A 20,801-nucleotide genomic window follows, 5' to 3' on the forward strand; every position below is an offset into this window, starting at 1 on the left:
AGATGACCGAGCCCGGGCCATGAATCATGGTGGAGGGATGGATATTCCCAGCGGCCTCATCGATACCTCGGCGATCCGGCGCACAGGAGCGCGTACGGATTCCATCCACAGCCAGTTCAAGTCCGGAAAGTTGGTAAGGATCCGGCGTGGGTTCTATGTTGAGGTTTCACATTGGCTCGATGCGCGGCCCTGGGAACGATTCGCGTGGTCGGTGGCCGCGGCGACGCGTTCCATCCCGGGGGCTATTTTGTGCAGGGAATCGGCAGCGCTGGTCAGCGGAATTCCGGTCCTGCGAACTCCGGGGCACGTGGAACTCCTCACTCCGCATCAGTCTCAGTCCGGCAGGCGGAAACCAACCTTCCAGGTCATGGGAGACGGCCCATCAGCCAAACAGATCAGGAGCAACGGCGACTATCCGCTCCGGTACTACGCGCTCCCGGACTCGGAGTACGCGCTCCGGGACTTGGAGTGCGAAACGCACGGCGAATTTCGTTGCACCGGGCTATTGCGGACCGCTTTGGATATTTCATTTTCCACGCGTCTCAGCCAGGCCTTGGTTGTTGCGGATGGTGTTGCGCGGGCGCTGTGGAAACGGGGTGAAATGAACCAGGAGGGTAGCTTGCTCGATGCCGACGCGATTGGTGCGGCGTTGGAGGGCCATCCGCGTGAGGCCGCCCGAAAACGTGCCCGGATCGCACTTCGCCTGGCCCATCCAATGGTGGAATCGGCGGGTGAATCGTACAGCCGCGCTGCCTTTCAATATTTGGGATTTGAGCAACCTGTTCTGCAGCACGAAATCAAGGATTTAGAGGGATTCGTTGGCCGAAGTGACTTCTGGTGGCCGGGACAAGGCCGGGCCAAGGGCGTCGTGGGGGAGTTTGACGGCAAAGCAAAGTACGCGGACGCAGATCTGCGAAACGGCCTGACCGCGGAGGAAGTCTTGTACAGGGAAAAGCTGAGGGAAGACCGGATACGCGATCTTGGATACGGTTTTGTGCGCTGGGGTTGGGCCCACGTCGACAACCCCGAGAGACTGCGTCAAAAGCTGCTCGGTGCGGGATTGACCCCATCCTTAGGTGCATCCCGAAGAAACCCGTTCTAGTTCGCGAATCATGCCGTTGTCCGGTGGGAACATCGAACAAGGGCGTGTTTCGAGGCAATCCCCAGCCCAAGTAAATACTCACACTGTGGACAACGTGGGAGTATTCACCCCTTGTTAACCCCTTGCTGTGGCCTGCGTCCTAGCTGGTGTCAGTGGGGGTCTGCTTCACTGTAGGCATGACTATTTTGACTGGTACCTCAGTCGCTGGCATCGATGACCAGCGGAATTTCAATCACAAACTCATGGTCGCACTGGATGTTGACGGAACCCTCGTGGACCACGATGGCCACATGTCGCAGGGAGTCCGCGACGCTGCAAGGGCCGTCGTCTCCGGCGGTCACGACGTCCTGATCGCCACCGGCCGTTCCTTGAACGCCACCTTGCCCATCATCGAGCAGATCGGCCTTGAACGGGGCTACGCGGTGTGCTGCAACGGCGGCGTCACGTTGAGGCTCGATCCCCAGTTGGATGCCGGCTACGAGATCATCCACAAGGCCACTTTCGATCCCGCCCCGGCGCTGATGGCTCTCCGCGAGCAGCTTCCGTCCGCAAAGTACGCGCTCGAGGATGAGGACGGGAACTTCCTCTCCACCGAGCGTTTCCAGGACGCGAGCTTCGGCGTCGAGGCAATCGGCGTCGATTTCCAAACAATGCTGGATGCCACCGCGGTGCGCGTTGTGGTGTTCAGCAGCGAGAACACCGCCGAGGAATTTTCCACTGCCATCCGCAAGATCGGCTTGTCCGGGGTCACCTACTCGGTGGGCTGGACGGCCTGGCTGGACATCGCCGCCGCCGGAGTTACCAAGGCCAGCGCCCTTGAGCAGCTGCGCCAGCGGCTCGGTACCCACCCGCGCCACACTGTGGCGGTGGGAGACGGCCGCAATGACATTGAGATGCTCAGCTGGGCCAGCCGCGGCGTTGCCATGGGCCAGGCACCTGAGGAAGTCATCGCCGTCGCGGACGAGGTCACGGCTTCGGTCTACGACGACGGCGCGGCCCTCGTCTTGCGCGGCCTGCTGTAACCGCCGTACACGGCCGGGCCCCCCGATAACCGCTGCCCTGAAACTCCAGTTCAAGGGGAGTCGGAGACCGAGGTGATGATACGCCGGAGGCTCATGGCCACCGACGCCGTGGCGGTCACGGATGCCTGGTCGGCAGCGGCCTCCGTGACGATTCCACCAAGGGCTTCCACGCTATCCCTCGCCTCTGCCAAGCTGCTCTTGAATTCTTCTGCGTCTCCATCCCTCCATTGCCCGATCACCACCGCTACGTTCTCCAGGGCCTCAGACAAATTCCTTGGGACCCCCTCCGGAATAACAGTTCCAGCGTCTTCTTCCCAGATCACGCTTGCCAGGACGTCCGTGATGTCCTGGATTTGGAAGGTCAGCCGTTCCACTGTGCGCAAAGCGTCCAGGTCGCCAGCCAGGCGCTTTGCCCGACGGCGGGACCGCGGGTTCGCTTTGGCGCTCAACTTCGCCTCGTCAACCACTGTCCGCACAGCGGCAGCGGTCCGCGCGAGGTCGCCACTGCGACTCGCCCAAGCCTCATGGTTCGGTGGCCAGGATTCCGTCATGGCGCTGGCCATGTCCGCGAGTTGCTTGGACAGTGCCTGTTGGTGCCCGTCGATGGCCGGATCGATGCCTTCAAGATGCAAGGGAGGGAAGACCAGCCAGTTCACGGCGAAACCGACTGCAACTCCCATGGCCATTTGCAAGACATATGCGAAGGAGAAGCCCTGGGCATTCGAATAACCCAGGACCAGAACAAACAACGCCGCCATGGGAACCCATTCGGAGGCGCTTCCAAGCCTTGGCAGGCCACCGATGACCACGCCCAGGCCGACGACGACGGCCACCGCCAGTGCGTTCGGGGCGGTAAATGTGGTCACGGCGAAGGCCATGGCAATGCCCAAACAGAGTCCTAGCAGGCTCTGCAGTCCGTGTTTGGCTGAAGCCGCAACAGTGGGGTGCATGCTGACCAAGACGCCCAAGGGCGCGTAATACGGGTAGGAGGCGGCAGGCCCAGGCATCAGTGGCGCGAGGTACCAAGCCAGCCCGGCCGCGACGGCCGTCTTGGCAGCAAACAGGAGACGGTGGCCTGTGGCGGCCTGCCTAAGCGCTCGAAGAATCCGCGGCACATTTGGCTTGGGGGTCATGGACCCAACGTAGGCCGGGAGGACTGGACGTGTCGAGGACGAGTTCAGTAAACCTCGAGGATCAACTGCAGCAAGCGGGCCGCTGCGGGCCTGGCAGCATGCTCCTCAACCCACTGGGCACGGGCAAGTGCCTTGCTCACGGCCTGCGTACTGATCCCCAGTTCTTGTGCGACTGCCTTCTGTTGTCCGCGAACGCCCGGCGTCAGCAAATCCAGCACGCGCCACTCGGCAATGCTTCGATGCTGCACGATGTGTCCTAGAAGCCGCAGCACGGCCTCCGACTCGGCGGCCAAGGCAGCAATCGGACCTTCAACGGCCACGGGGATGCGCTCCTTGCCGTTCCGCAAGCGGTCCACGGCACGGCGGGCGTAGACCAGCCCGTGCCCGGAGGCGTCTTTGATCTGGTTGGGCAGGGGTTCGTTGACGGGCCCGACGCCGATCCCCACGTACCACTGCCCGCCCCGCAAAGCGATGAGCGCCGTATCCACGGCGTGGTGCGGGGAGTCCACGATGCCTTGGACTTCATCCTCCACCGAGCGGTCAAAGTCCAGGCGCGCAGGGATGTGGCGCAGGTCTTTCAGCAGCTGCGGAACGAGGTCTCCGTTGCCGCGGCTGTCGCGTTGGTTGATGGTCAGGGTGAACATGGTGGATCAAACACTACCGGCAGGTAGCCGAGTTTCAACCGGTTAATTCAGAGCCGACTGCTCGTGACGACAGCGGGCGGCAGCGATTGTGAGGCGATCATTCCGCGACGGGAATGCGTACCCATAAACGACGACGGCGGCGGGGGGGGGTGCAGGTTGACCCCCCCCCCCCCCCGCCGGGCCCGGTGGGGGGGCCACCACCCCCGGGGGGCCCGGTTCCATGTGAACCGCACCCGCCGCCGTCGTGCACGTTGGCTGGGCCCACTCCGCCAGGGCTCCCTGGCCGAGCGGAACGAGGTTAGGGTGGCGGTGGGGACTTAGTGGGAGACCGGAACGTAGCGCTTGATGGAAGCTTCCAGCTCGGCTTCGGCAGCAGCGCGGTCGGCCCAGCCTTCAGCCTTGACCCACTTGCCCGGTTCAAGGTCCTTGTAACGGGTGAAGAAGTGTTCGATTTCCTTGATCAGGAATTCGCTGACATCCGAGATTTCCTGGATGTGGTCGAAGCGCGGGTCGGCCGGAACGCACAGGACCTTGGCGTCTCCACCGCCGTCGTCGGTCATGTTGAACACGCCGATGGGGCGGGACTCAACGATGACGCCGGGGTACAGGTCGAAGTCCTGCAGGAGCACCAGTGCGTCAAGCGGGTCGCCGTCCTCGCCCAAGGTGTTCTCGAAGAACCCGTAGTGGGTGGGGTACTGCATGGACGTGAAGAGGACGCGGTCCAGGCGGACGCGGCCGGTCTCGTGGTCAACTTCGTACTTGACACGCGACCCCTTGGGGATCTCGATCGTGACGTCGTGCTTCATGGAATGCTCCTTGACGGTATTGGCATGGGCGCGGCAACAGAGCAGCCGACGCCGCCGACTACTATTGAGGATATAGCGAGAGGCCCAAGTTTCTTGAAACGGTGGGGACATTCAAGACTTTGAGGACTAAAGCTGCATGAAGGGCGTTGACGAGGCGGGGGCTGAAAAGCAGGCTTCGGACCAGCAGGAGACCCCCCTTCTCAGACCGAGGAAGATCAGACCCAGGAAACCGGCGCGGAAGAGCTTTGTTCGCTTTCTGCCAGTGATCTTCCTGACTTTGGTCATCGCTGCCTTGGCCGTGCCTATGGGGCTGGGCGTGGCGCCCGGATTCTTCGGCCCAACGTTCCTGGGGGCCGCCAGAACGCCTACGCCCAAGGTACCCGCATGGCAACAGATTCCCAACGAGCTGAGCCGTGCCCAGGTCGTTGCGCCCTTGGACCCTTCAGCCCCGGTCCCGCTGCCAGCCGATGTCGCCCGCCAGCTCAACGCCACACTGACCCCCGACGGCGGAGGAGACTTCACCGGCGTCGTTCAGGATGCGTTGACCGGACTTCCGCTTTACGATCGCGACGGCGCCAGGAACCGGGTCCCGGCGTCCAACATGAAGCTGCTCACCGCCGTCGCGGCGCTGCGGGCGATCGGTCCGGAGACACGCTTCAGCACACGGGTTCTGGCGGGTCCCTCGGCGTCGACCATTGTGCTGAGCGCGGGAGGCGACGTCCTTCTCGGCGCGGGCCAATCGCAGCCCGGCGAGGTGATGGGCCATGCCGGCCTCGAAACACTCGCGGCGGCTGCAGCGAAAGCACTTAAGGACCGCGGCGTCACGGGTCCCGTCACCGTGCAGCTGGACGACACGATCTTCTCTGGACCAGCCTTGAACCCGGGATGGAGTCTCGACGACGTCGCAGCAGGCGAAACGGCGCCGGTCTTCCCGCTCGCGCTGAACTCGGCGCGGAACAGCGCGGGTGCCCCCACTATTCCGCGCCCGCAGGACGCAGCGCTCGCGGCCGCGGAGGCGTTCGCCGGGAAGCTCCAAGCCGCGGGTGCCGCTGCAGGCTTCACGGTGTCCCCGGGTGTGGAACGTGCGAAGGCTCCTGCAGGAAAGCAGGATGTCATCGCCAGCGTGGAATCTGCCACTGCCCGCGAGCAGATTGACCTGATGCTGGAAACCTCGGACAACTATCTAGCCGAAACATTCGGCCGGATGGCTGCGCTGTCCGCGGGAAAACCAGGATCGAACGACGGCGCCACGGCGACTGTGAGCGCCCAGTTGGCGGAGCTGGGAATCGCCACGGACTCAATGCACTTGGCCGACGTCTCCGGGCTCGCATTGGGCAACCAGGTATCAGCCCGGCAGTTCGTGGACGTGGTCCGGGCCATTACCTCCGGACCGGACACCCGTCTCCGTGCCGCCCTCGCCGGGTTCCCGGTGGCCGGACTGACCGGGACGCTCGGTGACCGCTACGGCGACGCCAGCACTTCCCAAGGGGCGGGGTTGGTGCGGGCCAAGACCGGAACCCTGAATTCGGTCATCGCCTTGAGCGGCTATGTGGTGGACGCAGACGGCCGTCTGCTGGTCTTCTCCTTTATCGGCAACGGGCTGACACCGGGAGCGGCCGGGAACAAAGTGGCGCTGGACAGATCCGCCACCACCCTCGCCGCGTGCGGTTGCCGAGCGGGATGACGTTCGCCGCTGAGCGAACTTAAGGGCGCAGATTCAGCCTGCTGTGTTCTGATGGTTCGTATGGAGTCTCAGCAGCAAGCCCAGTCCCTCATCAACTGGGAGTTGGCCGCCTCCACGGCTGCCCGCCTCGCTCCCCCAGGTCCGGCCATGAGTCCGGGCGAAATCGGCAAAGCCGTGGATAGCCTGCGTTTCAGCGCGGACATTTCGGTGCCGCATGTGCATGACATCACCGGTCTGGAGGCCGCGCGCGATCTCCGCGATTCCCATGTCCTGGTAGTGGACCGCGCATCGTGGGCGAAGGCGAACACCCAGAGCTTTGCGGTGATGCTCCAGCCAGCCCTTCAGCAAATGCTGGAGTCCCGCCGCGGTCCGGCCATGACACCTGCTGCTGCGGCCGCGAGCGGCGCCATCACGGGTAGCCAGCTCGGAGCTGTGCTTGCCTTCTTGTCGAGCAAGGTCCTGGGCCAATATGATCCCTTCGCGGCACTCGCCCCGGATTCGAAAGCGCCTCCAGCCGGCCGGCTCCTGCTGGTGGCCCCGAACATCGTCTCCGTGGAGCGCGAGCTCAACGTGGACCCGGACGATTTCCGGCTCTGGGTCTGCCTTCACGAGCAGACCCACCGCGTGCAGTTTGCCGCCGCGCCTTGGCTCAGGACCCACATGCTTGGGGAGATCGAGCGGCTCAGCACCAACCTGCTAGGCAATGTGGACTCCATCATGGACCGTGCCACGGCCGCCGCGCGGTCCCTGCGCGATCGCTCCACTGGTGCCGCGCCCGGCCGCGGGGCCATCTTGGATCTGCTGCAGAACCCCGAGGAAAAGGCCTCGCTCTCGCATCTCACAGCTGTCATGAGCCTGCTGGAAGGCCACGCCAACGTTGTGATGGACGCCGTCGATTCCACACTGGTCCCTTCAGTGAAAACCATCAGGCAGCGCTTCAACGCACGGGGCAAGGACCGCGGCGTGATCGAGAAATTCATCCGCAACATCCTCGGCCTGGATGCCAAGATGCGCCAGTACAGCGACGGAGCCAAGTTTGTCCGTGAGGTGGTTGCGGTGGCTGGCATGGCGGGCTTGAACCGGGTATGGGAATCGGCCGAACAACTGCCCACGGAAGCCGAAATCCACGACGCCAAGCTGTGGCTTGAGCGGATGGGTCTGTGACCGCGGGTACCGAATCCAGCCCCGCGGGGCCGGGCAGCAGCCCACGAAGCAGCGGACGACGGCGTCCCGGGCGTTTGGTGCCGGTCGTCGGCAAAGCACGGAATATGTTGCAGGACGCACTGGCCTCCGCAGGCTATCCCGAGCGAATCCTGGTTGCTTGCAGCGGCGGACCTGACTCCCTGGCCCTCGCTTCCGTGGCAGCCTACTTCGCACGTCGTGGCCACGTGCACGGCCACCCGGTGAGCGTGGCCGGCGTCGTGGTTGACCACCAGCTGCAGGAAGGCTCGGGTGAGGTTGCGGCACGAACTGTTGAGGTCTTGCAGGAGCTGGGGCTTTCGCCTGTCCAGCTGCGGACCGTGGATGTGGCCGCCACCGGTTTTGGACCCGAGGCCGCGGCGCGCGACGCCCGGCACGCAGCCCTTGAGGCGGCCGCCACGGAGCTTGATTGCCAGGCAATCCTGCTCGGGCACACCCTGGATGACCAGGCGGAACAGGTGCTGTTGGGCCTGGCCCGGGGCTCGGGAACCCGCTCCCTCGCCGGAATGCGACCCGCCCGCGGCAAGCTCCTTCGTCCCTTCCTCGGCCTCCGCCGCGCGGAAACACTCGAAATCTGCGAAGTCGAGGAGCTCGAAACCTGGCACGACCCCAGCAACGCGGACCCCGCTTTCGCCCGTTCGCGGACCCGGGTGGAGGTGATGCCTTTGCTTGAGGACAAGCTCGGACCCGGCGTTGCCGAATCGCTCGCCCGCACCGCCGCGATCCTTCAACAGGACGCTGATTTCCTGGAGCAGCTTGCCGCGGAGAGCTACGCGGCCCTTGTGAATCGGACCGACGGCGGCGTCTGGCTCCCCGAAGATTCGTTGAGGGAGTTGGCCCCCGCACTGAGGTTCCGGGTGATCGCCAAAGCAGCCGCCGACGTCGGGGGCCAGCAGCCCGGCTACGGGCGGCTCCAGGCAGCTGTTGCATTGCTGCGCCGGCAGGGATCGGCCGGTCCGGTGCAGCTTCCCGGAAGCGTCAGCGTCTATCGGGTGTCGTTGAGTGAATTGGAGCGGGCGGCCTCCGCGCAGGTAGATGCCGTTCCCCGCGAAGGCGGCGGCTGTGGGAAGCTAGTATTCCGGCAACACAAATCGCCCCAACACTAGCCGCACCCACGCATCAACACAGGAGCCATTGGTGGATTCAAACGACGTCCAGGCAGACCTCAAGCACGTTCTCTACACCAAGGAGCAGATCCAGCGACGAATCGGTGAACTGGCTGCACAGATCGACAAGGACTACGAGGGCCGTGAACTTCTGATCGTGGGCGTGCTCAAGGGCGCCGTCATGGTCATGGCCGACCTTGCGCGCGCACTTCACAGTCACGTCAGCATGGACTGGATGGCCGTGTCATCGTACGGCTCCGGTACGCAGTCCTCCGGCGTCGTACGCATCCTCAAAGACCTTGACACCGACCTCATGGGCAAGGATGTCCTGATTGTCGAAGACATTATCGATTCCGGGCTGACGCTTTCGTGGCTCAAGACCAACCTCGAATCCCGCGGCACCGCATCGGTGGAAATCTGCACGGCTTTCCGCAAACCCACAGCCGCCAAGGTGGAGATTGACGTCAAGTACGTCGGCTATGACATTCCCAACGAATTCGTCGTCGGCTACGGACTGGATTACGCCGAGAAGTACCGCAATTTGGACTTTGTGGGAACCCTCGCCCCGCACGTTTACGAATAACTCTTCCCGCAGCGAACCACCGCGGCATGGTTCGCGGAGTGAAAGCGGCCTCCTCTTCGGGAGGCCGCTTCTTGTTGTGCAGTGACGTCGGGGATCCTGAAAGAACCATGGATTTCCCCCGCGAGCTTCCGGAATTCCCTGTCCGTGTACGCCTAGAGGGAACTTTTGCCCCTCACTATGCGTGAATCACTCCGAACGGTGTAAAGCTAGAAACTGACGCAGCACCACACGCGCGCAGAAGCTGCGCCGTGCAGCACTACCAGGAGGGACGGGGCGGAGCCCCCGAACAGATGAAAGCTAAGAGTTTCTTAAAGGGCCCGGGCATCTGGATTGTTGTCGTAGTCGGCCTGCTCCTGGTGGCATTTGCAACTCTTGCCCCAGGCGGATCAACCCGTATCGACACCGATAAGGGCCTTGCGCTTCTCGCCCAAAGCGGCAAAGTGGACCAAGCCAAGATTTACGACGCCGAGAACCGCGTTGATCTGACGCTGAAGGACAACCTGGTCATCGACGGCCAGGATAAGGGCAAAAACGTCCAGTTCTTCTATGTCACCCCTCGCGGCGCAGACGTCGTCAAGGCTGTCACCAACGCCCAGCCAGCCAAGGGCTTCACTGACCAGCCCGTTGAGAACAACTGGTTCTCCGGACTGTTCTCCCTCCTCGTCCCTGTGCTCCTTCTGGGTGTCCTCTTCTGGTTCCTGCTCTCGCGCATGCAGGGCGGCGGCTCCAAGGTCATGCAGTTCGGCAAGTCCAAGGCCAAGCTCGTCAACAAGGACATGCCACAGGTGACCTTCTCGGATGTCGCCGGTGCGGATGAAGCAGTCGAAGAGCTTCAGGAAATCAAGGAATTCCTCGCTGAACCGGCAAAGTTCCAGGCGGTCGGCGCAAAGATCCCCAAGGGCGTGCTGCTGTATGGCCCTCCGGGTACGGGCAAGACTCTTCTGGCCCGCGCCGTCGCTGGCGAGGCCGGCGTCCCATTCTTCTCCATCTCGGGCTCGGACTTCGTTGAAATGTTCGTCGGTGTCGGTGCGTCCCGCGTCCGCGACCTCTTCGAGCAAGCCAAAGCCAGCGCGCCCGCAATCATTTTCGTAGACGAGATCGACGCCGTCGGCCGTCACCGTGGTGCCGGTATTGGCGGCGGCAACGACGAGCGCGAGCAGACGCTGAACCAGCTTCTGGTTGAAATGGACGGCTTCGACGTCAAGACCAACGTCATCCTGATCGCGGCAACCAACCGTCCGGACGTCCTGGATCCTGCCCTGCTCCGTCCTGGCCGCTTCGACCGCCAGATCACTGTTGAAGCGCCAGACCTTATTGGTCGCGAACAGATCTTGAACGTCCATGCCAAGGGCAAGCCGATGGCGCACGGTGTCGACCTCAGGGGCGTCGCCAAGAAGACTCCCGGCTACACGGGTGCAGACCTCGCCAATGTGCTCAATGAGGCCGCGCTCCTGACTGCACGGTCCAACGCCAACTTGATTGACGACCGTGCACTGGACGAGGCAATCGATCGCGTCATGGCCGGCCCGCAAAAGCGCAGCCGCGTCATGAAGGAGATGGAGCGGAAGATCACGGCCTACCACGAAGGCGGCCATGCCTTGGTGGCGGCAGCACTGCGCAACTCCGCTCCGGTCACGAAGATCACCATCCTGCCCCGAGGCCGCGCCCTCGGCTACACCATGGTTGTCCCCGAGGACGACAAATACTCGATCACGCGCAACGAACTCCTGGACCAGATGGCCTATGCCATGGGTGGCCGCGTTGCAGAGGAAATCGTCTTCCACGACCCTTCCACGGGCGCCTCGAACGATATCGAAAAGGCCACCGGAACGGCCCGTAAGATGGTCACCCAGTTCGGCATGAGCGAGCGCATCGGCGCCGTGAAGCTTGGCGTGGGTGGCGGCGAGCCGTTCCTGGGCCGCGACATGGCGCAGGAACGGAACTACTCGGACTCTGTGGCGTACATCGTTGATGAGGAAGTGCGCCGCCTGATCGATCAGGCCCACGACGAGGCCTACGCCATCCTGACCGAGAACCGCGACGTCCTGGACCAGCTGGCCCTCGAGCTGCTTGAGCGGGAAACGCTGAATCAGTCCGAGATCGCCTACATCTTCCGTGACATCCGCAAGCGGGACTTCCGTGAAGTATGGCTTTCCAAGGAATCCCGTCCCGTCCAGACCATCCCGCCGGTGGAATCCCGTGCGGAGAAGGCCGAACGCGAGGCGCAGCAAGAAGCCAAGGCAGCACGCCTGGACGAACCACTGGACGCTCAGTCCCCGCATCCGCAAGGAGTCAGCAGCCAGGAGTCGTTCAGGGGTCACGGACCTGACGCGGGCACCGACGTTTCGCATCAAGGCTAAGCTTTCTGCTGTGACTCACATCGACGACGACGACTTCAGCAGTGCCACCAGTGATGACTTCGGCGGTTCGTCCGAGGGGAAACCCTCGGGCGGCCACGGCCACGGACACCACTCGCACAAGGTCGACCGGCCCCGCATCGAGGCGGCCGTCCGCGAGATCCTCATTGCCGTCGGCGAGGATCCGGATCGCGGTGGCCTGGTGGATACGCCGAAGCGTGTTGCCAAGGCTTACGCCGAGGTCTTCGCGGGCCTGCACCAGGATCCCGCGGACATCCTGTCCACCAAGTTCGACCTAGACCACGAGGAACTCGTGCTGGTCAAGGACATCCCGTTCTACTCCACGTGCGAGCACCATTTGGTACCGTTCCACGGCGTCGCGCACGTGGGGTACATCCCTTCCCATGATGGCAAGGTGACGGGCCTGAGCAAGTTGGCTCGTCTCGTCGATGTTTTCGCCCGTCGTCCCCAAGTGCAGGAACGCCTGACCACCCAGATCGTCGAAGCGCTCGTGACCCACCTCAAGCCCCGGGGAGCGATCGTCGTCGTCGAATGCGAACACATGTGCATGTCCATGCGTGGCATCCGCAAGCCCGGCGCCAAGACCGTCACCAGCGCAGTGCGCGGGCAACTTCATGACCCGGCCACCCGCGCCGAAGCCATGAGCCTCATACTCGGAAGGTAACAAAGACCATGGATTCCCTCGCAGCAGCACCAGGAACGGGCCCGGCTACCAGCCCCCTGCCCATTCTCCGTAAACCCCGTCCAGCTGCCCGCTTCACGGACCTGCCGGCCGACCGCACGCTTGTCATGGGAATTCTCAACGTCACGCCGGATTCATTCAGCGACGGCGGCAAGCACCCCACGGCGGATACCGCGATAGCGCACGGCTTGCGCATGTTGTACACGGGCGCGGACATCATCGACGTCGGCGGAGAATCAACCCGCCCGGGCGCCGAGCCTGTCTCGCCGGAAGAAGAGCAACGCCGGGTCCTGCCGGTGATCCAGGCGCTCGTGAAGGCCGGAGCGCTCGTCAGCATCGATACGACGCACGCTTCGACGGCCGCAGCGGCCGTTGAGGCCGGCGCCGCGATCATCAACGATGTTTCCGGGTTGAGCATCGAACCTGAGATGGCCGAACTCGTCGCGCGCTCCAAGGTGCCCTACGTCCTGACGCATCGTCGGGGCGACGCCGAGACCATGAACAGCCTTGCCGACTACGGCAACGTCGTGGAGGAGGTCATCGAGGAGCTTAAGGGCGTCCGAGACAAGCTCTACGCGGCAGGTGTGTCACCTGAACAGATCATTGTGGATCCGGGCCTCGGCTTCTCCAAGGACGAAGACCAGAACTGGCAACTCCTCAAGTACGTCGGCAAGCTGGATGAACTCGGCCACAAGGTCCTGATCGGAGCTTCCCGCAAGCGCTTCCTCGGAACGCTCCTGACCGTTGCCGGCAAGGCGGCGGCCCCGGAGGAGCGGGACCACGCCACGGCTGCCATTACGGCAATCAGCGCCGCGAACGGCGCCTGGGCCGTGCGAGTCCACGACGTCGGCCCCAGCCTTGACGCTGTCAAGGTTGCCGCGCGCGTCAGACACTAAGCTTCGTGAGCAAAGGGGGAGGAACCGGTTTGGACAAGATCACACTGACCGGCGTGACCGCCGTCGGGCATCACGGCGTCTTCGACTTCGAGCGCCGGGACGGACAACCGTTCGTCGTTGACGCGGTGCTGCACACCGATTTCAGCAAGGCCGCGGAAACCGATGACCTGCAGTACACGGCGCATTACGGTGAAGTGGCCGGGTATATCACGTCCCTCATCACAGGCGAGCCACTCAACCTGATCGAGGCTCTCGCGGTGCGGATCGCAGAGGGGATTCTGGCCGGCTTCAACGTCGCAGCCGTCGATGTAACCGTCCACAAACCCAAGGCTCCCATCGAAGTGCCGTTCGGTGACGTCACCGTCAGTGTTCACAGGGAGCGCGCATGACCTCCCGCTTCACGAAGGCCATCCTGGCTTTGGGCAGCAATCTGGGCGAGCGGAACGATACCCTGTCCACCGCCGTCGCCGACCTCGTGGACCGTCCGGAAATCCGCCTGCTTGGGGTGTCTCCCGTGGTCCAGGCCAAGGCCGTGGGCGGGCCCGCAGGGCAACCGGACTTTCTCAACATGGTGATCGCCGTTGAGACCACCCTTGCGCCGCTGGACCTGCTGCAGCACTGCCACGACGTCGAGCAAAAGCACCACCGGGTCCGCGAGGTTCGCTGGGGTCCGCGCACTTTGGACGTGGACATCATCCTTTACGGGGAGCTCACAAGCGATGACGAAACCCTGACCTTGCCGCATCCGCGGGCCGCGGAGCGCGCCTTCGTGCTGTATCCGTGGGCCCTCCTGGACCCTGCCGCTCGGCTCAACGGTGAGAGCGTTGCCGAACTGGCCGCCAAAGCCGAGGACTTCCCCGGGCTTCGGCCTTTCGATGGTTTCGACGGATCCGGCAGCGTCGCTGCCGCCGGAGCGGTGGAATAGCCCATGAAGGCCATGCGTCCACTCTTGTTGGCGATCATCGCCGTCCTTCTTGCCGCAATTGGTTGGCTGACCACCGTGCTCACCACGCGTTACAGCATGGCGACGCCAGTGCTTCCTCCGTCCGCGCTGGTGACTATGGGTTTCATCGCCGTGCTCACGTTGATCATGGGCATCCGCGTCCTGCGCTGGCGGAACGGCAAAAAGAAGACCATGCTCAACCCCATCCTGGCCGCGCGAACCCTGATCCTGGCCCAAGCCTGCGCCTACGCGGGCACAGTGCTGCTGGGCTGGCACGCTGGAATCGTGATTGAACAGCTCCGGATCTGGAACCTGCGAAGCGACCAAACCATCTTGTGGCTTGCGCTCATCATGGGTGGCGGCGGGCTCATCATGACCATCGTAGGGCTCGTAGTGGAGCGGTTTTGCCGGATTCCTCCGGAAGATCTCGAAGGCGGCCCCGGTATCCAGGATCGCCGCCACGGCGAAGCCAAGGGCGAAGGCGAGTATGCATACCGCGGCGATTGACCCCCCTGGTATCCAATGGTTGCGCGTTTCGCGCAAATACGTGACTGTGCGGCTCGTCGAGTGGGCCATCGGCAACGTGATCATGATCGGTCTCTTCAGCCTGCCCTTGCTCTTCGTCCAACTGGGATGGTGGAAATGGCCGCCGCTGTGGCTCGCTGTGGCCGTCCCGTCAGCCTTTCTGGTGCTTGCCTTGTGGAGGCTCGTGTTGATCCCGAGGCAGGTGCGGGCCATCGGCTATGCGGAACGCGATGACGACCTCTTGATCCGCCGGGGCATCTTCTTCCAGCGGACCATGGTGGTTCCTTACGGCCGGATGCAGTATGTCGACGTCTCCGTGGGGCCCGTCGAGCGGATGCTAGGGCTTTGCACCCTCAAACTCCACACCGCTTCGCCCGGAACCAATGCCCATTTGCCGGGTCTCCCGGCCGCTGAAGGGGCACGGCTGCGCGAGCAGCTTTCGGCCCGGGGTGAAGCGAGGCTGGCCGGGCTGTGACCCAGGAACAGACCGCCGTCGACGGCGACTGGCACCGCGTGCACCCGGCGTCGCCGTTCGTGCGGGGGTGGGTGGCACTGGTTGCGATCGTCTATTTCTTTGGCCGAGACACCTTCGAGCGAACCCTCCAGGGCCGCGGAACCATCGGCGACAACATCAACGAGCGCACCGTCTGGCTGCTGGTCGGCGGCGGCGTCGTGCTTTTGCTGGCCTTGGGGTCCTTCGTCCTCAATTGGTACTTCACGCGTTATCAGCTTGCCGAAGGTTTCGTCCGGGTCAATACGGGCTTTTTGTTCAAACAGCAGCGCCAGGCCCGGCTTGACCGGGTCCAGGCCATCGACATCGTCCAGCCCTTGCTTGCCCGTATTTTCGGGCTCGCCGAGCTGAAGTTCGAGGTCGCCGACGCCGGCCACTCGGCCATGCGGCTCTCTTACCTCAAGCTCGCACAGGCGAAACAGCTCCGCGCCACCATCTTGGGCCGGGCCGCCGGCATCGCGGATGGGAGCGAAACGGTCGAGGTTCCTGAGGCGCCAGAACAAGTGGTGCTGTACCTCCCGCCCGGAAGGCTTGTCGGTTCGCTGATCCTGAGCGAGCAAAGCTTCTTCATCGTGCTCAGCGCCATTGCATCCGTGCTGATCTCTGTGTTGACTGAGTCCCGCGCCTTCATCCTCTACTTGATTCCGGCGATCCTTGGCTTGGGTACCGCCTACTGGCGCTCGTTCAACACGGGCTACAACTTTACGGCGGCAATTTCCCCGGACGGCATCCGTCTGCGCTACGGGCTCCTGGATACCCGGGCCCAGACCGTGCCACCGGGCCGAATCCAGGCAGTCAAAGTCAGCCAGCCCCCGTTATGGCGCGTTCTTGGCTGGTATCGGATTCGCGTGAATGTCGCCGGGTACGGAGAGCACCACCGCAACGAGGGCGAGCACCGTACCATGCTCCTTCCGGTCGGCCGGAAGCCTGAGGTGATGATGATGCTCTCCCTCGTCCTGCCCGATCCAGGCACGGCCGACCCTGAGCGCGTGTTCACGGCCGGCTTGAAAGGCCTGGATTCTGACGGCGGTTTTGTCACCACGCCGAGGCGTGCATGGCTTCTTTCCCCGTTGGGTTGGCGTCGAAACGGCTTCCTCGCAACGGACACGGCATTGCTGCTGCGCTCGGGGCGCTGGTGGCGGCATTTGGTACTGGTCCCACATCAGCGGACCCAGTCCATGGCTCTCCATCAAGGTCCGTTGGCCCGGCTATTCGGGGTGGCTGACCTCGTGCTGCACACGACCCCGGGTCCTGTGGCGCCCAGGCTCATCCAGGCAGCCACTGAAGAAGCAGTCGGCTTGTTCGACCAGCAGGCGGCCCGGGCCAGGCAAGCCCGCAAACTACAGAACCTGGCACAGGGCAATTCCGAGCAATGGCTAGCCCAGCTTCCACCGGCGGCGATGCCGGTGCTCCCGGCTCCGCCAACCACGCGAGCAGTACAGCACGCAGCAACCCAGGAGGAGCAGGACCATGGCTAGGCCAGGACGACTCGGCGTTGGAATCATTGGCGCCGGCAAAGTGGGTGCCGTCCTTGGGGCGGCGCTGCGCGGTGCCGAGCACGCCGTCGTCGGGGTTTCCGCGGTGTCGGAGGCGAGCCGGGAGCGGGCCGAAACGCTTCTTCCCGGTGTCCCAATCCTCGAGATCCAGGACATCGTGGAGCGGGCAGAGTTGGTGCTCCTTGCCGTCCCGGACGATGCCCTTGGCGAACTCGTGGAAGGACTGGCCAAGCTCGGAGCGTGGCAGCCGGGCCAACTCGTGGCGCACACTTCCGGCCGTTTCGGCGTCGGGATATTGAAGCCGATCCGGGCCGCTGGGGCCATCCCGCTCGCCCTCCACCCTGCCATGACGTTCACGGGGATGAGCCTGGACCTGACCCGGCTCATGGACTGCACGTTCGGGGTTACTGCCGACGCCGCTATGTTGCCCATCGCCCAAGCCCTCGTGGTGGAGATGGGCGCCGAACCGGTAGCGATCGCCGAGGCCGACCGGACGCTCTACCACGCAGCGCTCGCTCACAGTTCAAACCATCTGGTCACGCTCGTGGCCCAGGCCTCCCAGCTGCTGCGGGAGATCGGCGTCGACACGCCAGAACGCATGCTCGGCCCCCTGTTGCGCGCCACGTTGGAGAACGCGCTGGCCTCAGGCGAGTCCGCGTTGACCGGACCCGTGGCCCGCGGAGATGTGGGGACCGTCGCTGCCCATGCTGAGGCCCTCAACGAGTACGACGCCGGTTCCGGCGGCGATGTTCTCGCCGCCTACCTGGCCATGGCCCGGGCAACGGCCCGCCGCGCGGTCAACCGTGGCCTGCTCAAAGAGGGCCAGTTCGACGACATCAACAACGCCTTGGACGGTTCGAATACGCGGGACAAAGGTGAAGACCCTCCAGGCAACGACGCTGCCGGTGTACAGGAAGGAAACTGAGAATGGCCATCAAACTCGTCACCACCGCGGCGGAACTGCGGGCCGAAAGTGCCCGGTTGCTTGCGGAAAAGCGCGGCAGCTCGCAGGGCCTCGTACCCACGATGGGAGCCCTGCACACCGGTCATGCAGCGCTGGCCCGCTCCGCCGTCGAGCAGAACGACGTAGTGGTGGCTTCCATCTTCGTGAACCCCCTTCAGTTCGGCGAGGCCGCGGATCTTAAACGCTACCCGCGCACCCTTGATGCGGACATGGCACTGCTCGACGCCGAGGGCGTGGATCTCGTCTTCGCCCCTTCAGTTGACGAGGTCTACCCCGGCGGGGAGCCGCTGGTCCGCGTGACCTCGGGGCCGCTGGGCGAGAAATGGGAGGGCGCCTCACGCCCCGGGCACTTCGACGGCGCCCTCACGGTGGTCGCGAAACTGCTGCATTACGGCTTGCCCGGCGGTCCAGCCGTCGACGGCGGTGCTGCCGCGTACCGCGCGTACTTCGGCCAGAAAGATGCCCAGCAGTTGGCCCTCGTGAAGCGGATGGTTGCCGATCTCAGTTTTCCGGTGAAGATCGTGGCGGTGCCCACCGTGCGCAATGCGGAAGGGCTCGCGCTCTCCAGCCGGAACCGTTTCCTTTCCGAAGAGGAGCAGGAGGCCGCCTTGGTGCTGTCACGCGCCCTTCGCCTTCTCGAGTCCCGCGCCCTGGCGAACGAACCACTGGGGCTGGATTCCGCCGTCGCACTCGTTGAATCGCAACCCCTGGTGCGATTGGACTACTTCGACGTCGTGGATCCCCGAACGCTGGAACCGCTCGCCGAAAACTGCAAGGACACGCCGTTCCGGGGCGAAGGGCTCGCGATCATCGCGGCGAAGGTTGGTCCCGTGCGGTTGATCGACAACGTGCCGCTGAGTTCCTGACCGTTGAGCTCCGGAGTGTGGTCACTGAACTTCCGGGTGTCGGGGCGAAAACGTTTAGAGTAACTGCTGACGGGAATGCCTTTGAAGCTTAGACTGTTGCAGTCTTAACCGGTGCCGAGCGCCGGAAACAACCGCACCCAAAGCTGAGGGATCCTCATGTCTACCGACGTCACGTCAGGCGCGCACGGCAACCCCGTGCCGGAAACGGGGACACTGCAAGCCAGCGACAAGATGTCGCGCGAGTCTGTCACCGTTATCGTCACGCTCCTCATCGCCACCTTCGTGGTGATCCTCAACGAGACCATCATGAACGTCGCCTTGCAGCGGCTCATGACGGACCTCAACGTTGACGCACCCACGGTCCAATGGCTCTCCACTGGATTCATGTTGACCATGGCGGTGGTCATACCCACCACGGGCTTCATCCTCCAGCGGCTCACCACTCGAGCTGCTTTCCTCCTTGCGATCGGGCTCTTCAGCGTCGGCACCCTGCTCGCGGCCCTGGCCCCGGGTTTTGGCGTGCTCCTGCTGGCGAGAATCATCCAGGCGGGTGGGACGGCGATCATGTTGCCGCTGCTGATGACCACCATCTTGACGCTCGTTCCGCTGTCCCGCCGCGGCGCGGTGATGGGCAACGTAACCATCGCGATCTCGGTTGCGCCGGCCTTGGGTCCCACGGTTTCCGGCATCATTCTTGACCACTTCTCGTGGCGATTCATGTTCGTCTTCGTACTGCCGGTCGCCTTGCTGGCCATGGCCATCGGTGCGCGCTTCCTGACCAACGTGGGTGAACGCGGCAACGTCAAGCTGGACTTCGTCTCGGTGGTCCTGACCGTTCCGGCTTTCGGTGGCCTGGTCTATGGTCTGAGCCAGATCGGCGGCCATGGCGGAGCAAGCGCCCTGCCGGTTGCTGCCCTGGTGATCGGCGTCTTGTGCATGGTGGTTTTCGTTTTCCGCCAGCTCAAGTTGCAGAAGTCCGATTCGCCTCTGCTTGACCTGAGGGCTTTCAACTTCCGTATGTTCACGGTGTCCGTACTCCTCATGGTGGTTGCCATGATGGCCCTCTTCGGCGGAGTGATCCTGTTGCCGCTCTACCTGCAGAACGTCCTCCACCTGCAGCCGATGGAGACCGGCCTGGCACTCCTTCCGGGAGGCCTGGCGATGGGTCTGCTCGGCCCAGTGGTCGGCAGGCTGTTCGACAAAATCGGTCCGCTCCCGCTCACGGTGACCGGTTCCGTGCTGCTGGTCCTAACGCTGTGGCAGTTCTCGATGCTCACCGCGAGCAGCCCGTTGTGGTGGGTCGTCGTCCTCTACGCGGTGCTCAGCTTGGGACTGGCTTTGCTGTTTACGCCCGCGTTCACCACGGGCCTCAACCCGCTCCCGCCCCACCTCTACTCGCATGGCTCGGCCATCATGAGCACGCTGCAGCAGGTGGCGGGCGCCGCAGGCACTGCACTCCTGGTCTCGATCTTCGCCGTGGTGTCGGCCGCGTCCGGTTTTGTGGCCGGAATGCAGGCCGCCTTCCTGACGGCAACAGTGATTGCAGTGATTGCCGTGGTGCTGTCCGCCATGATGCGCAAGACCGAAGGGGCAGCGGGGCACTAGATCGCTTGCCTAGGCCCTTTCGCTGGGCCCTATCGCTGGGTGCCCTATCGCTAGGTGCCCGACGGCGCCGCTCACTTTTCGTGATGCGGCGCCGTTTTGCTGCTTGGCGCGGCTGCAGTGAGGGGCACGGGTCAATGTGACGCACGGCATGTTTGTGGATTGCGACTCGAAAGGCCCTATGGCTGGTGGCGCCGGGTGCGAAATCGCCGTGTTGTAGGGGCCTTTGGGGCCTAGGGCTGTGATATCGGAGCGATTTGCCTGTGGTCTTGGGGGTGTGTAAAGTAATTCGAGTCGCCGCCGCTGATGCGGAAAAATTGCGACAGACTCCCTTCCAGATGGAAACCAAATTGTTGGTTCGTTTTCTTGCGTTCCGGTGTGGTTTCCGGGGGTCTCGGATGGTGTTTTGTCCGCCGCGGTTCCCGGGTTCGGGAGTTGTGCGGAGAGGGCGGGTCTGGTAAGTTTGGGAAGTTGCTCCGGAGCGATCGCGGGCCCTTTGTGGGTGTGGGTGGTGTCGGGTGTGTCTGTTGTTTGAGAACTCAATAGTGTGCCAAGTTTGTTGATACCGGTTTATTTTTTATTGAATTGGTTGTTTTGGCTGGTTTCGTGTCGCTTCGGTGGTGCGGGGCTGGTTTTTTACAGCTGGTTTCAAATTTTG

General features: G+C 63.6%; 20 protein-coding genes. 17 read left to right on the top strand and 3 right to left on the bottom strand.

Features of this window, described 5'->3' with window-relative positions; translation table 11 throughout:
• Positions 1-517: 517 nt before the first annotated feature.
• Positions 518-1,102 carry a hypothetical protein gene (locus OOZ51_RS05960; protein WP_265978264.1) on the top strand — a complete coding sequence of 195 codons (585 nt, stop codon included), beginning with the start codon at positions 518-520 and terminating at the stop codon, positions 1,100-1,102.
• 176 nt (positions 1,103-1,278) lie between these two features.
• Positions 1,279-2,124 (top strand): HAD family hydrolase, encoded by an 846-nt coding sequence (locus tag OOZ51_RS05965; RefSeq protein ID WP_265978265.1) that lies wholly within the window; start codon positions 1,279-1,281, stop codon positions 2,122-2,124.
• Between the two features lie 50 nt (positions 2,125-2,174).
• On the opposite strand, the gene OOZ51_RS05970 is transcribed toward OOZ51_RS05965, so the two are convergent.
• The 3 genes from OOZ51_RS05970 to OOZ51_RS05980 form a co-directional block, all read right to left on the bottom strand.
• Positions 2,175-3,257: an FUSC family protein gene (locus tag OOZ51_RS05970; protein WP_265978267.1), complete on the bottom strand. Its 1,083-nt coding sequence runs from the start codon at positions 3,255-3,257 to the stop codon at positions 2,175-2,177.
• A 44-nt stretch (positions 3,258-3,301) separates the two neighbouring features.
• Positions 3,302-3,901 carry a hypothetical protein gene (locus tag OOZ51_RS05975; RefSeq protein WP_265978268.1) on the bottom strand — a complete coding sequence of 200 codons (600 nt, stop codon included), beginning with the start codon at positions 3,899-3,901 and terminating at the stop codon, positions 3,302-3,304.
• A gap of 317 nt (positions 3,902-4,218) precedes the next feature.
• Positions 4,219-4,707, bottom strand: coding sequence for an inorganic diphosphatase (locus OOZ51_RS05980; RefSeq protein WP_059388921.1), 489 nt, complete (start codon positions 4,705-4,707; stop codon positions 4,219-4,221).
• 304 nt (positions 4,708-5,011) lie between these two features.
• On the opposite strand from OOZ51_RS05980, the gene dacB reads away from it, so the two are divergent.
• The 15 genes from dacB to OOZ51_RS06055 all read left to right on the top strand — a co-directional run bounded on the left by dacB (position 5,012) and on the right by OOZ51_RS06055 (position 20,146).
• Positions 5,012-6,391 (top strand): D-alanyl-D-alanine carboxypeptidase/D-alanyl-D-alanine endopeptidase, encoded by a 1,380-nt coding sequence (dacB, locus tag OOZ51_RS05985; RefSeq protein ID WP_265978300.1) that lies wholly within the window; start codon positions 5,012-5,014, stop codon positions 6,389-6,391.
• Positions 6,392-6,451: 60 nt separating this feature from the next.
• Entirely contained in the window at positions 6,452-7,555 is a 1,104-nt protein-coding gene (locus OOZ51_RS05990) for a zinc-dependent metalloprotease (RefSeq protein ID WP_265978270.1), read from the top strand.
• Positions 7,556-7,659: 104 nt separating this feature from the next.
• Complete coding sequence (gene tilS, locus OOZ51_RS05995) at positions 7,660-8,697, top strand: tRNA lysidine(34) synthetase TilS (RefSeq protein WP_265978271.1); 1,038 nt, start codon at positions 7,660-7,662, stop codon at positions 8,695-8,697.
• Positions 8,698-8,728: 31 nt separating this feature from the next.
• Complete coding sequence (gene hpt / locus OOZ51_RS06000; RefSeq protein ID WP_184741199.1) at positions 8,729-9,280, top strand: hypoxanthine phosphoribosyltransferase; 552 nt, start codon at positions 8,729-8,731, stop codon at positions 9,278-9,280.
• Positions 9,281-9,570: 290 nt separating this feature from the next.
• Positions 9,571-11,640 (top strand): ATP-dependent zinc metalloprotease FtsH, encoded by a 2,070-nt coding sequence (gene ftsH / locus OOZ51_RS06005; RefSeq protein WP_265978302.1) that lies wholly within the window; start codon positions 9,571-9,573, stop codon positions 11,638-11,640.
• Positions 11,641-11,650: 10 nt separating this feature from the next.
• Positions 11,651-12,322, top strand: a complete 672-nt coding sequence (folE, locus tag OOZ51_RS06010) for a GTP cyclohydrolase I FolE (RefSeq protein WP_265978272.1) — start codon at positions 11,651-11,653, stop codon at positions 12,320-12,322.
• An 8-nt stretch (positions 12,323-12,330) separates the two neighbouring features.
• A complete protein-coding gene (gene folP / locus OOZ51_RS06015) occupies positions 12,331-13,236 on the top strand; it encodes a dihydropteroate synthase (RefSeq protein ID WP_265978273.1) in 906 nt (301 codons plus the stop codon).
• Between the two features lie 29 nt (positions 13,237-13,265).
• Positions 13,266-13,625, top strand: coding sequence for a dihydroneopterin aldolase (folB, locus tag OOZ51_RS06020; protein WP_265978274.1), 360 nt, complete (start codon positions 13,266-13,268; stop codon positions 13,623-13,625).
• Positions 13,622-14,161, top strand: a complete 540-nt coding sequence (gene folK, locus OOZ51_RS06025; RefSeq protein ID WP_265978275.1) for a 2-amino-4-hydroxy-6-hydroxymethyldihydropteridine diphosphokinase — start codon at positions 13,622-13,624, stop codon at positions 14,159-14,161. The genes folB and folK overlap by 4 nt, the downstream gene beginning before the upstream one ends.
• A 3-nt stretch (positions 14,162-14,164) precedes the next feature.
• Positions 14,165-14,686, top strand: a complete 522-nt coding sequence (locus OOZ51_RS06030) for a DUF3180 domain-containing protein (protein ID WP_265978276.1) — start codon at positions 14,165-14,167, stop codon at positions 14,684-14,686.
• A complete protein-coding gene (locus OOZ51_RS06035) occupies positions 14,667-15,179 on the top strand; it encodes a PH domain-containing protein (RefSeq protein ID WP_265978277.1) in 513 nt (170 codons plus the stop codon). Before OOZ51_RS06030 ends, OOZ51_RS06035 begins: the two co-directional genes overlap by 20 nt.
• Positions 15,176-16,693: a PH domain-containing protein gene (locus OOZ51_RS06040; protein WP_265978278.1), complete on the top strand. Its 1,518-nt coding sequence runs from the start codon at positions 15,176-15,178 to the stop codon at positions 16,691-16,693. Before OOZ51_RS06035 ends, OOZ51_RS06040 begins: the two co-directional genes overlap by 4 nt.
• Positions 16,686-17,636, top strand: coding sequence for a Rossmann-like and DUF2520 domain-containing protein (locus OOZ51_RS06045; protein ID WP_265978279.1), 951 nt, complete (start codon positions 16,686-16,688; stop codon positions 17,634-17,636). The genes OOZ51_RS06040 and OOZ51_RS06045 overlap by 8 nt, the downstream gene beginning before the upstream one ends.
• 2 nt (positions 17,637-17,638) lie before the next feature.
• Entirely contained in the window at positions 17,639-18,541 is a 903-nt protein-coding gene (gene panC / locus OOZ51_RS06050) for a pantoate--beta-alanine ligase (RefSeq protein WP_265978280.1), read from the top strand.
• 156 nt (positions 18,542-18,697) lie between these two features.
• Positions 18,698-20,146: a DHA2 family efflux MFS transporter permease subunit gene (locus tag OOZ51_RS06055; protein WP_265978281.1), complete on the top strand. Its 1,449-nt coding sequence runs from the start codon at positions 18,698-18,700 to the stop codon at positions 20,144-20,146.
• Positions 20,147-20,801: the final 655 nt, after the last annotated feature.

Origin of the sequence: Arthrobacter rhizophilus (assembly GCF_026241105.1) — a bacterium.
GTDB lineage: Bacteria > Actinomycetota > Actinomycetes > Actinomycetales > Micrococcaceae > Arthrobacter.